We start from the raw sequence: 13,170 nt of genomic DNA on the forward strand, positions 1-13,170 counted from the left end.
TAAATAAGCAAAAAACTAGGATTTAGTTCCATAATGTTTCTTATTAATTAAAACATCCATATAGTAAAAAAACCACGCTAATTGCGTGGTTTTTTTCGTTTAAAAACTACTTTTTTTTAAGAAACAGCTTTGAGTTTTTTTAATGTAGTTTTTGTTAATTTATCTTCGGCATAAGCTTTTGTTACATTAAGTTTCTTTTCATTTGAACTTGGTAACTCAAACATAGCATCGGTTAATATTTCTTCACATAGTGAGCGTAAACCTCTAGCGCCTAATTTATATTCTATGGCTTTATTTACAATGAATTCTAAAGCACCATCAGTAATAGAAAAATCTATTTCATCCATTTCAAACAGTTTTTTGTACTGTTTTATAATGGCGTTTTTAGGTTCTGTTAGAATGGCTCTTAGTGTTTTAGCATCTAATGGATCCATGTGTGTAAGTACTGGTAAACGCCCAATAATTTCGGGTATTAAGCCAAAATCTTTTAAATCTTTTGGAATAATATATTGCAACAAGTTGTTGTTATCAATTACATCATCAGATTTTGATGCGCTATAACCAACAGCTTGCATGTTTAGACGTTTTGTAATAACACGCTCTATACCATCAAAAGCGCCACCTGCAATAAATAAAATATTTTCAGTGTTAACTTCAATAAACTTTTGATCAGGGTGTTTGCGACCTCCTTTTGGTGGTACGTTAACAACGGTTCCTTCTAAAAGTTTTAATAAAGCTTGTTGTACTCCTTCACCTGAAACATCACGTGTTATAGATGGGTTATCGCTTTTACGAGCAATTTTATCAATTTCATCAATAAAAACAATACCTTTTTGTGCTTTTTCTAGGTTATAATCTGCTGCTTGTAATAAACGTGTTAAAATGCTTTCAACATCTTCACCTACATAACCAGCTTCAGTTAAAACAGTAGCATCAACAATAGCTAAAGGCACATTTAACATTCTTGCAATGGTTTTGGCCATTAATGTTTTACCTGTACCTGTTTGACCAACCATAATGATATTTGATTTTTGAATATCAATATCGTCTTGTGTTGGTGTTTGCAACAAACGTTTGTAATGATTATAAACTGCCACAGCCATTACTTTTTTAGTAATGTCTTGCCCAATTATATACTCATCTAAAAACGATTTTATTTGTTGAGGCTTACGTAGTTTTAATTCTGCTGATAAATCGTTGCTTTCATTTTGTTTAGATTCTTCTAAAACAATGCCATGTGCTTGCTCTATACATCTGTCACAAATATGAGCATCTAAACCAGCTATTAATAAGTTGGTTTCAGATTTTTTTCTACCACAAAATGAACATTCTAACTCTTCTTTTGCCATTAATCAATCTTGGTTTTGATAAAATTCAATTGTAAACATTTAATTTACAATAAATTAAAGTTACTAATTTTATTTTAATCTCTTGTTAAAATTTCGTCAATCATACCGTATTCTTTAGCTTTATCGGCTTTCATCCAGTAATCTCTATCACTATCTTGGTATACTTTGTCGTAATCTTGCCCTGAATGCTTACTAATAATTTTATAAAGCTCTTCTTTTAGTATTAAAATTTCTCTAGCTGTTATTTCAATATCACTAGCTTGCCCTTGCGCACCGCCAAGTGGTTGGTGAATCATTACTCTAGAGTGCGGTAAACCACTACGTTTACCTTTTTCACCTGCGCATAATAATACAGCGCCCATTGATGCTGCCATACCTGTACATATGGTTGCTACATCTGGCTTAATAAACTGCATAGTATCATAAATACCTAAGCCCGCATAAACACTACCTCCTGGAGAGTTTATGTAAATTTGAATATCTTTATTAGGGTCTGTACTTTCTAAAAATAATAATTGTGCTTGAATGATGTTTGCTACTTGATCATTTATAGCGGTTCCCATAAAGATAATTCTATCCATCATTAAACGCGAAAACACATCAAAAATAGCGATGTTCATTTGGCGTTCTTCAATTATATTGGGTGTTAAATTGGTTGGGTACATACTACTCATTATTTTATTGTAATACGTACTGCTGATACCTTGATCTTTTATTGCGAATTTTTCAAATTCTTTTGCGTAATCCATAGTTGTTTTTTATTTAAATACCTGATTTACATTAAGGTACAATTAAACTGTATTAAACAGGAGTGCTTTTTTTAACAAAAAAGCGCTTAAACAATACCGTTTAAGCGCCTAAATATAAGGAATATTCTCTTACTTATTTATCGCCATACACTTCTTTAACAAAGTTTTCATAACTTAATTCTTTAACTTTTAAGTTTGCTTTTTCTTTGTAAACTTCTAATAGTTTTTGGCTTATTAATTGCTCTGAAATTCTTCTAGCTTCATCTTGGTTTGATAATACGCGTGCTGCAATACCATCTAACTCTTCATCAGAAGGGTTCATTTGACCAAATTGAGCCATTTGACCTTTGATCATTTCTTTTGCATGGTTTTTTATATCATCCATGGTTACTTTAACATCGTTCTCTTCAATTAGTTTACCTTCAATTAATTGATAGCGTAAGCTTTTTTCAGATTTTTCATATTCTTCTTTAGCTTGCTCGTCATCTAATTGTTTTTCGCCTGCTGTTTGCAACCATTTTGTTAAAAACTCAGCTGGTAAATCAAATTTTGTGCTTTCAACTAAGTATTCAGTTACATCATTTAAAAGCTTTTGGTCTGCTTGTTGTACAAACTGCTTTTCAGCATCTTCTTTTATTTTGTCTTTTAATTCTGTAACGGTTTTTACAACACCTTCGCCAAAAAGTTTATCAAATAAATCTTGGTCTAAATCTGCTAATTCACGTTTGTTAATTTCGGTAATTGTAAATGTTACTTCAATATCTAAATCGTGTACTTCATCATGACCTAATTTTAAAGCGTGCATTAGCTCATGCTCATCATTATATAAGCCTTTGGTTTTTAATGTAATTACATCTCCAGCTTTTGCGCCTATAAATTGTTTTTCGGTAGTTTTACCTTTAAACTTATCTAAAGTTATTGTAACAGTGTTATCAATTTCTTTTTCTTCGTTTTTGTAAGTTCCGGTAATTTCGCTGTCTTTTTCAACAGTGTCTTGAGATACTAATTTACCGTATTGTTTTTGAATGCGCTCAATTTGCTCATCAATCATTTTGTCATCGGCAACTATATTATAGTGTGTGATGGCTTTTTTTCCTTTGATGTTAACATCAAATTCTGGTGCTAAGCCTAATTCAAATTCAAATGAAAAAGCTTCAGCATCCCAGTTTATTTCATCTTGTGGTTTTGGTAGTGGTTGCCCTAAAACATCTAACTTTTCTTCGGTTAAATATTTGTTTAAAGCGTCTTGTAAAAGTTTGTTTACCTCATCAACCAATACAGCTTTACCGTATTGTTTTTTTACCATACCCATTGGCACATGCCCTTTTCTAAAACCAGGAATGTTAGCTGTTTTACGGTAATCTGATAATATTTTTTCAACCTTATCGCTATAATCTTCTTTAGCAATATCTACTTTTACTACCGCATTTAATGCATCAACGTTTTCTCTTGTAATGTTCATTTTTAAATGATATATAGCCTTATGGCAATTATTATTAATTAATTTCCTTTGGCACTTAAAATTATTGTAGTGACAAACTAGGGAAACTCAATTTTAAATAAAACAGTTTTAAGCAAATTGCTTTTTTATGTTTTAGTGCTTAAAATTGGGATGCAAAAGTAATATATTTTTACAAGCTTACAAAGTTTTTAACCCACTGATTATAAGGCTATTTTTTATCTTCTTTTAGTAATGAATGTAATATAGATTGTAATATTGAAAGTAGGATACTAAAAAGTATAGCTGTCCAGATGCTACTTACTGAAAAACCATCAATTAAATTATCGGCAAGCAAAATAATAAATGCGTTAATTACCAATAAAAATAGGCCTAACGTAACAATGGTTATTGGTAATGTTAGAATAACTAAAATTGGCTTTACTAATAAATTTAATATTGAAAGTACTACAGCTACTATTAGTGCAGTAGTGTAATTATTAACCACAACACCTGAAAATACGTGCGCTAACGCAAATACAGCTAAGGCGTTTAGCAAAAGTTTGATTATGAGTTTCATTTTCTACAATTTTTGTTTTTTTACAATTTACAAAATATCAAGAAACTGTAAAACTGCGTTGTAGAAGTCTTTTGGGTTTTCGGCATGTAACCAATGGCCTGCATTTGCTATGGTTACTATATTGGCATTTGGAAACTGGTTTAATATTAAGCGCTCATCTTCGGCCCCAATGTATTCAGATCTATCTCCTTTTAAAAACAGAGCACTGCCATTAAATTGTAAATGTGGTGCTAATGATTCTCCAACCTCGGCCACTTCAGCTTTCAAAACCTCTAAATTAATACGCAACCCTAATTGGCCTTTTTCAACCCAATATAAATTTTTGAGTAGAAATTGGCGTGTTCCAAAATCGGTTACATAACCAGATAATGCTTTGTCGGCTTCAGTTCTATTTTTAATTTCTGAAAAGTTTAAAGCACTTAAACCCTCTAATATATCTTGATGATGTACCGGGTAAAACCTTGGTAAAATATCGGCTACCATTAATTTTGATACAAACTCTGGATACATACAAGCAAACAACATAGCCGTTTTACCACCCATAGAATGCCCTAATAATGTAATATTAGTTAAATTATGAGCTTCGCAATAGTTTTTTAAATCTTCGGCAAGCAATTCATAACTAAAATTAGCATCCCAAAAACTGCGCCCGTGATTACGCTGGTCTACTAAATGTACTTGAAAACCTTGCTCACTAAACTGCCTGCCTAGTGTTTTCCAGTTATCACTCATACCCAAAAAACCGTGAAGAATTATAAATGGTTTTCCTTCGCCTAAAATATTAGAATGTAATATCATTTTACTTTAGTTTTCTTAAATACATTTGTATTACGTTTTCAACGCCTAAATATAAACTTTCGGCTACCAATGCATGACCAATAGAAACCTCTAATAAACCTGGAATATTTTCTTTAAAAAATTGAATATTATCTAAAGACAAATCATGGCCAGCATTTACACCCATTCCTAATTCATTAGCCAATTCTGCACAAGCGGCATATGGCTTAATGCCTTCTTTATCCCCTTGAGCATAATTATGTGCAAAGGCTTCGGTATACAACTCAATTCTATCTGTACCTGTTTCTTTTGCAGCTTCAACTAAGTTTAAAACCGGATCGACAAAAATAGATGTTCTAATGCCATTTTGCTTAAATTCTTTTATAACATCAATTAAAAAATTTTTGTGCTTTATAGTATTCCAGCCAGCGTTACTTGTTATAGCATCTTCGGCATCAGGCACTAAGGTAACCTGCGTTGGTTTTACTTGCAGTACCAAATCTATAAATTTAGGTATTGGGTTACCTTCAATATTATACTCTGTGTAAACGGCTTCTTTTAAATCATAAGCATCTTGGTAGCGTATATGCCTTTCATCTGGTCTTGGGTGTATGGTAATACCTTGCGCTCCAAAATTTTGAGCATCTTTTGCAAATTGCACTACGTTTGGCACATTGCCACCTCTAGAATTTCTTAAAGTTGCTATTTTGTTAATGTTTACACTTAACTTTGTCATAAATTGAATTTTAAAGTACAAAAATACAAAGTTGAAGAGGCTTAAGTACTTTTTTTTTAATTATTTTGCAGGGTATATTTAAGTATTATGAAACTACAAGAATTCATTATAAACGACATTAAACCAATAGAAAGCACGAGTAAAGTTGCAGATTTACAACTATTATTTAACCAGCTTACCTACTCACACATTCCAGTAAATGACGCTAACGGTGTTTTTATGGGCGTTTTATTTGAAACTGATGTACATTGCTTTGATAACAACAAAAGTATTAGCGAATATTTATATGCTACCGAAGATTTTTATGTAAGAGACACCACCTTATGGCTGGATGTTTTAGAAGCTTTTGCTCAAAACTCATCTAACATAATGCCGGTTTTAGACGAAAAAAATAATTATTTAGGGTATTATGAATTAAACGATATTATTGGCCTTTTTAATGAAGCACCTTTTTTTAATTACGCCGGCGGTGTTTTAGTGGTTGAAAAAGGTATTAATGATTATTCTTTTAGTGAAATTAGCCAAATAGTAGAATCTAACAACGGAAAACTTTTAGGCGCTTTTATTTCTAAAATGACCAATGATATTGCACAAATAACTTTAAAAATAGGCAACACAGGCTTAAACGATATCATACAAACTTTTAGAAGATACAGCTATAAAATTGCTGCTGGCCATGAAGAAGACAGCTATATTAAAAACCTAAAAGAACGCTCAGATTATTTAAACAAATACCTAAACATTTAAACACAAACGCACCCACATGAAAGTTGCCATTTTTGGACGTTACTACAACAAAACAACACCTGCATCAGTTGAAACACTTGTTAACTTTTTAGTTAAAAAAGGTATTGACGCCTACATTGAAACACATTTTCATGAGCTTATTGCGGTTGAAAATCACAATATAAAAGACTTTAACAACTATAAAACGTTTATTGAGTTAGATACTTCGTTTGATTTTTTAGTAAGTATTGGTGGTGATGGTACTATTTTAAGATCAACCATGTTTATTAAAGATTTAGGCATACCCGTAATTGGCATAAACACAGGGCGTTTAGGTTTTTTAGCCACTATACATGTTGATGAAATTGAAACTGCTATTCAAAATATAATTGACGGAAAGTATAAAATATCTGAAAGAAGCTTGCTTTCTGTTGAAACTAGCCCTGAAAACACAGATATAACATCATTAAACTTTGCTTTAAATGAAGTATCAGTAAGCAGAAAAAACTCAACATCAATGATTACTGTTGAAACTTATTTAGATGGCGCTTTCCTTAACTCTTACTGGAGTGACGGCCTAATTGTTGCCACACCAACAGGCTCAACAGGTTATTCATTAAGTTGTGGCGGCCCTGTAATAACACCAGGTGCAAGTAATTTTGTTTTAACACCCATTGCACCACATAATTTAGGAGCAAGACCACTTGTAATTCCAGACGATACCGAAGTGCAACTAAAAGTAGATAGCAGAGAAGAACATCATTTAATTTCTTTAGATTCTAGAATTGCCACTTTAAGCAATGGTACCATTATAAAAATTAAAAAAGCCAACTTCAAAATAAAAATGATAGATTTACTAAATGAAAGTTTTTTAAATACCTTACGTAAAAAATTACTTTGGGGAGAAGATAAGCGTAATTAAACCTATATTTCACAATAAATTACAAGAATTACTGTTTAACACTAATACAATTTAGCTCAAATTACAATTGGCTAATCTTATTTATTATATTTGCAAACTTTTAAACACCTATGAAGCATTTAATAGTATTAGTAATTAGTGTTTTAGCCACACATGTAAGTCATGCTCAAATTAATGAAATTGGCGTATACGTTGGTGGCAGTAATTTTATTGGAGATTTAGGCTCAACCAAATACATTAACCCTAATGCACCTGCTTTAGGTTTTTTGTACAAATGGAATGCTAGCTCAAGACACTCGTGGAGAGCCAGTGTTATATATTCTGATTTAAAAGCAGAAGATATTGATGCTGATGACCCAAGACGCATACAAAGAGGTTATGAATTTGATTCTAATTTATTAGAAGTATCACTTGGTATGGAGTTTACCTTTACCGATTTTAATTTACATAACGAACGAAAAATAGGCGCACCTTACCTGCACACAGGCTTGGTTGCCACTAAATTTGATAATTATTACTATCCGGCTAACGGCTTTCAAACATCTGAAAATGTTTCTAGCTGGACATTAGGCATACCCATGACACTTGGGTACAAAGCCACCTTTATTGATAATATTGTAATTGGTATTGAAATTGGTGCACGCTACACCTTTACTGATGAAATTGAAGGCAGCACACCAAGTGAAGCCAACAACCAACCTTTTAGGTTTGGTAACATAAATAATAACGATTGGTACATGTTTTCTGGTATAACCCTAACCTATACCTTTGGCGAAAACCCATGCTACTGCGTAAATTAAAAAATGAATTTAAAAGAAAGCATACAAAGCAAAACACTTCCTAAGCACATAGCCATAATTATGGATGGTAATGGGCGTTGGGCAAAAAAACAAGGAATGATGCGTGCTTTTGGGCATGAAAATGGCACCAAATCAGTAAGAACAACTGTAGAAAATTGTGCCGAACTTGGCATACAAAATTTAACACTTTATGCTTTTTCTACTGAAAACTGGAACCGCCCAAAATTAGAGGTTCAAGCCCTAATGAAACTATTAATTTCTTCATTAAAAAAAGAAATTAACACACTACAAGACAACAACATAAAACTTTCTGCTATTGGAAATTTAAACGCATTACCAACAAAAGTTCATAATGAACTTTTAGAAGTAATAGATAAAACTAAAGCCAATACTAGAATGACTTTAACCTTAGCTTTAAGCTATGGCTCTAGAGAAGAATTATTAAATACTGTTAAAGAGATTAGTAATAAAGTTAAAAATAATATAATTTCGCCGGCAGCTATTGACGAATCAATTATAAATAAGCATCTTTACACGCATGATTTACCAGATGTAGACCTGCTTATTAGAACCAGTGGCGAGCAGCGCATTAGTAATTTTTTGCTTTGGCAAATTGCATATGCAGAATTATATTTTACAAATGTACTTTGGCCAGATTTCACAAAAGAACATTTGTATGAAGCTATTATTGAATTTCAAAAAAGAGAGAGAAGATTTGGGAAAACAAGTGAACAACTTAATTAATTATATACCTTTTAAAACATACTTAAAGCTCTTATTAATACTACTAACCGTTTCAATAAGTAGCGTTAAATTACAAGCTCAAAATCTAGACACCAGTAAAAAATATACTATTGGTGGCATTTCTGTTTTAGGTAATACAAGTTTTAGTGAGCAAACTATTGTGAATTTTTCGGGCTTACGCGAAGGAAAAGAAATAAACATTCCTGGTGAAGAAATAGGGGCTGCCATAAAAAAACTTTGGGGAACAAAACTTTTTAATAACATTGAAGTTTACGTTAAAAATATTGAAAAAGACATAGCTTATCTTGAAATTAGACTATCTGATTTACCTCAACTTAACGAACTAAAAATTAACGGTGTTAAAAAAGGTAAAATAGAAGGCATTGTTAAAGACAATAACCTAAAAAAAGGCACAAAAGTTACTGAAAACCTCATAACAAACACTAAAAACTTTTTAACCAAAAAATATAAAAAAGAAGGCTATTTAAACACCAAAATACACATTAACACTATTGATGTTGCAGATTCTACACAAACAGCACGTGTTAACATGGTTTTAAATATAGATAAAGGCGAAAAAGTAAAAATTAAAGATATAGCTTTTAATGGCAACAATGCAGTGAGTGATAAACAACTTAGAAAAGCCATGAAAAGCACCAAAAAAATTAATAGACTACGCATTTTTAAGCGTTCAAAGTTTATAGATTCAGCATATCAAGCCGATTTATCTAGTGCTGTAGATAAAATGAAAGAAAACGGGTACAGAGATGCTCGTATCATATCAGATAGTATTATTTATAACAACGACGGTACAATTTCCTTAAATATTGATGTAAATGAAGGCGAACTTTACACCTTTGGCGATATCAAATTTATTGGTAACACGGTTTATACAGATAGGCAATTAAGTAACATTCTTCGTATAAAAAAAGGAGACACATACAATGGTGTTTTATTACAAAAAAGAATTGCAGACAACTCAAAACCTGATGGTAACGATTTAACAAACCTATACCAAAACAACGGTTATTTATTTTCAAACATTCGTCAAGTAGAAACCAGCGCCGATAACAATGTTATTGACATGGAAATTAGAATTACCGAAGGTAAACCAGCATATTTCAATAGCGTATCTGTAGTTGGTAATGACAAAACTAATGACCACGTAATTTATAGAACGCTTAGAACACGCCCTGGCATGCTTTACAGCAAACAAAATGTTGTTAGAACAGTACGAGAGCTTGGGCAATTAGGCTTTTTTGATGCCCAAGAAATAGCTCCAAATTTTAACAACCCAAACCCCGTTGAAGGTACTATTGATATGGAATATTCTGTTAAAGAAACAGGATCTAGCCAAATAGAGCTACAAGGTGGTTACGGTGGCGGTGGTTTTATTGGCACCTTAGGGTTATCATTCAATAATTTCTCGTTAAAAAACATTTTTAATAAAGAAGCTTACAAACCAATACCAATGGGCGATGGCCAACGTTTAGCATTACGTTTACAGGCTAGTAGATTTTACCAAACCTACAGTTTTCAATTTTCAGAACCTTGGTTAGGCGGCAAAAAACCTGTACAGTTTTCAACATCTATCTCACATACAAAACAATTTTTATTTAATAGCTTTACAGGAAATGCCGACAAAAGTAGAAGTTTTAATATTACAGGTATTACTTTTGGCTTAGCTAAACGCTTAACAGTGCCAGATGATTTCTTTACACTATCTAACGCTATTAGCTACCAACGTTATGATTTAAATAATTACAATACTGGTTTATTTACATTTGGTGATGGCTACTCTAACAACCTAGCATATACCGTTGGTTTAAGTAGAGATAACACCTCAGTAGACCCTATTTTCCCTACTGGTGGATCAAAATTTTCTGTTACGGCTAAACTAACCTTTCCATACTCTTTAGTTAATGGTGTAGATTACGAAGCTTTAGATAATGAACGTAATGAAAAACAAGACATTATTAACAACTTTGGCGCCATTGCATCACCAACTGTAGAGCAAACAGCCGAATATAATAACGCTTTAAGCAGACGTTCTGAAATTGACCAAGAAAAATATAAATGGTTAGAATTTTATAAAATTAACTTTAAAGGCGAGTGGTACAATCAACTGGCAAAAAATTTAGTATTAAGACCTCTTGTAGAATTTGGATTCTTAGGAGCTTACAACAATGACAGAGGTGTTATTCCTTTTGAAAGATACTTTTTAGGTGGTGATGGTTTAGGAACTTATAGTTTAGATGGTAGAGAAGCCATTCAATTACGTGGTTACCCAAACCAATCATTATCAAGTCAAGATGGTGGTACTATTTACAACAAGTTTTCGTTAGAACTACGTTACCCAATAACCTTAAAAGCATCAGCTAAAATTTATGGTTTAGCTTTTATAGAAGGTGGTAATTCATTTAATAGTTTTAGAGACTTTAGTCCGTTTGACTTAAAACGTTCTGCAGGTTTAGGTGTTAGAATTTTTATGCCAGCCTTTGGTTTATTAGGCATAGATTTTGGTCATGGATTTGATGCTGTGCCTGGGCTAACAGAGAAAAACGGTTGGGAAACACACTTCATAATTGGTCAGCAATTTTAACCCAAAAATAATTTTGGCACGATATTTTCTAATAACAGTTTGGTGTTTTGCAAAAGAATTAAAATTTTTACAATTAAAATTCGTTAATTTTGAAGATGTTATTCAATTTTAAAAAAACAAACAGGATGCAAAACAAAGTTCTTTATTTACTGATATTGGTTTTACTAAGCTTATCTTTAAACGCACAACGTGGTGTAAGAGTTGCCTATGTAGATACTGAGTATATTTTAGAAAATGTTCCTGAATACCAAGAAGCTTTGGCACAATTAAACCAAAAAGCCGATAGTTGGAAAAACGAAATTCAAGAAAAACTTAGTGCTATTGAGCAAAAACGCAAAAACTTAAGTAATGAAAAAGCACTTTTAACAAAAGAGCTTATTGATGAGCGTGAAGAAGATATATATTTTGAAGAAAAAGAAATTTTAGACTATCAGCAAAAACGTTTTGGGCCAAATGGCGATTTGTTTATACAGCAAAAGCAGCTCATGCAACCCATACAAGACCAAATTTTTGCAGCAGTACAAGATATAGCTTCAAGCAGAAAATATGATTTCATTTTTGATAAATCATCAAACGGTACCATGCTATTTTCAAACAAAGTATTAGATGTTAGCGAAACCGTAATACGAAGCATTACAAGAACTGCCAAAAGAACCCAAGCACAATCTAAAGCCGAAAGAAAAGCAGCCAAAGATGAAGAATTAGTGCCTGAAATAAATTTAGAACAAGAAGCTAGAGCTAAAGCCTTAGAAGAAAAGAAAAAAGAGCGTGAAAGCGCCATTGAAAAAGCAAGACAAGAAAAACTTGCTGCAAGAGAAGCTAAAGTGAAAGCTGCCGAAGAAAGAAGACAAAAAATATTAGCCGAACGTGAAAAAGCTAAACAAGCTAAATTAAACGGTAAAAATAACGCAACCGATAATAAAAAAGCTGAAGAAGAAACAAGCACCAATAAAACTGAAACCAAAACAAGAGAACAGTTAATTGAAGAAAACAGACAAAAAAAATTAGCCGAAAGAGAAGCTAGAAAAAAAGCATTAGAAGAAAAGAAAAAACAAATATTAGAAGAACGTAAAAAAGCGTTAGAAGAACGCCAAAAACAAAACGATAGTATAAACCAAAACAAATAATTTTATAACACATTAATACAATTTAGAAAATGATGAAACACTTAAAAACTATTTTATTAGCAACGGCCGTATGTATAGGGAGTATTAGTTTTTCGCAAGCACAAAGTAAAGTTGCCCACATAAATACTCAAGAATTAATTGCTGCAATGCCTGCAATGAAAAATGCACAAAAAGAACTTGAAGCTTTACAAAAAACTTATCAAACAGATTACCAAGCATCTGTTACAGAGTTTCAAAATAAAGTAAAGCAATACGAGGCTGAAGCAGCTACAAAAACCGATGAAGAAAATGCAAAAAGAGGGCAAGAAATTCAAGCAATGCAACAAAACATTCAACAATTTCAAGCAGATGCCGCTCAAAACATTGATAAAAAACGTGTAGATTTATTACAACCTATTACTGAAAAAGCTAAAGCTGCTATTTTAAAAGTAGCAAGAGCTCAAGGGTTTGATTACGTTTTAGACTCATCTGTTGGTGTTACTATTTTAGCCGATGGTAAAAACTTAATTGACGATGTAAAGAAAGAATTAGGTCTTTAAAAAACCTTATTTAAATAAACTAAAAAGCAGCTTTAAAAAGCTGCTTTTTTTTTGTGAATATAAACACCTTTTTTATGTTTA

At 32.1% G+C, this 13,170-nt stretch carries 13 protein-coding genes; 7 read left to right on the top strand and 6 right to left on the bottom strand.

The window, feature by feature from the left end; genetic code table 11:
* Positions 1-116 precede the first annotated feature (116 nt).
* From clpX to ACXAG4_RS03515, 6 genes are all read right to left on the bottom strand, one after another.
* Positions 117-1,349, bottom strand: a complete 1,233-nt coding sequence (gene clpX, locus ACXAG4_RS03490) for an ATP-dependent Clp protease ATP-binding subunit ClpX (RefSeq protein ID WP_475294684.1) — start codon at positions 1,347-1,349, stop codon at positions 117-119.
* Between the two features lie 74 nt (positions 1,350-1,423).
* Positions 1,424-2,098: an ATP-dependent Clp endopeptidase proteolytic subunit ClpP gene (gene clpP / locus ACXAG4_RS03495; protein ID WP_475294685.1), complete on the bottom strand. Its 675-nt coding sequence runs from the start codon at positions 2,096-2,098 to the stop codon at positions 1,424-1,426.
* A 133-nt stretch (positions 2,099-2,231) separates the two neighbouring features.
* Positions 2,232-3,560 carry a trigger factor gene (gene tig / locus ACXAG4_RS03500; protein ID WP_475294686.1) on the bottom strand — a complete coding sequence of 443 codons (1,329 nt, stop codon included), beginning with the start codon at positions 3,558-3,560 and terminating at the stop codon, positions 2,232-2,234.
* Positions 3,561-3,768: 208 nt separating this feature from the next.
* Entirely contained in the window at positions 3,769-4,116 is a 348-nt protein-coding gene (locus tag ACXAG4_RS03505) for a phage holin family protein (RefSeq protein WP_475294687.1), read from the bottom strand.
* Positions 4,117-4,143: 27 nt separating this feature from the next.
* Entirely contained in the window at positions 4,144-4,914 is a 771-nt protein-coding gene (locus tag ACXAG4_RS03510; RefSeq protein ID WP_475294688.1) for an alpha/beta fold hydrolase, read from the bottom strand.
* Between the two features lies 1 nt (position 4,915).
* Positions 4,916-5,629 (bottom strand): pyridoxine 5'-phosphate synthase, encoded by a 714-nt coding sequence (locus ACXAG4_RS03515; protein ID WP_475294689.1) that lies wholly within the window; start codon positions 5,627-5,629, stop codon positions 4,916-4,918.
* Between the two features lie 87 nt (positions 5,630-5,716).
* Between ACXAG4_RS03515 and ACXAG4_RS03520 the strand changes: the two genes are divergently transcribed.
* The 7 genes from ACXAG4_RS03520 to ACXAG4_RS03550 all read left to right on the top strand — a co-directional run bounded on the left by ACXAG4_RS03520 (position 5,717) and on the right by ACXAG4_RS03550 (position 13,089).
* The gene (locus tag ACXAG4_RS03520; protein WP_475294690.1) at positions 5,717-6,376 is read left to right on the top strand and encodes a CBS domain-containing protein; all 660 of its coding nucleotides are present in this window, start codon (positions 5,717-5,719) and stop codon (positions 6,374-6,376) included.
* A gap of 16 nt (positions 6,377-6,392) precedes the next feature.
* A complete protein-coding gene (locus tag ACXAG4_RS03525) occupies positions 6,393-7,277 on the top strand; it encodes an NAD kinase (RefSeq protein ID WP_475294691.1) in 885 nt (294 codons plus the stop codon).
* A 110-nt stretch (positions 7,278-7,387) separates the two neighbouring features.
* Entirely contained in the window at positions 7,388-8,077 is a 690-nt protein-coding gene (gene porG, locus ACXAG4_RS03530; RefSeq protein WP_475294692.1) for a type IX secretion system protein PorG, read from the top strand.
* Positions 8,078-8,080: 3 nt separating this feature from the next.
* Positions 8,081-8,821, top strand: coding sequence for an isoprenyl transferase (locus ACXAG4_RS03535; protein ID WP_475294693.1), 741 nt, complete (start codon positions 8,081-8,083; stop codon positions 8,819-8,821).
* On the top strand, positions 8,754-11,423 hold the full coding sequence (locus ACXAG4_RS03540) for a BamA/OMP85 family outer membrane protein (RefSeq protein WP_475294694.1): 2,670 nt from the start codon (positions 8,754-8,756) through the stop codon (positions 11,421-11,423). The genes ACXAG4_RS03535 and ACXAG4_RS03540 overlap by 68 nt, the downstream gene beginning before the upstream one ends.
* A 125-nt stretch (positions 11,424-11,548) precedes the next feature.
* On the top strand, positions 11,549-12,550 hold the full coding sequence (locus ACXAG4_RS03545) for an OmpH/Skp family outer membrane protein (RefSeq protein ID WP_475294695.1): 1,002 nt from the start codon (positions 11,549-11,551) through the stop codon (positions 12,548-12,550).
* Positions 12,551-12,579: 29 nt separating this feature from the next.
* On the top strand, positions 12,580-13,089 hold the full coding sequence (locus ACXAG4_RS03550) for an OmpH/Skp family outer membrane protein (RefSeq protein ID WP_475294696.1): 510 nt from the start codon (positions 12,580-12,582) through the stop codon (positions 13,087-13,089).
* Positions 13,090-13,170: the final 81 nt, after the last annotated feature.

Source organism: Seonamhaeicola sp. ABD4_175 (assembly GCF_056160885.1).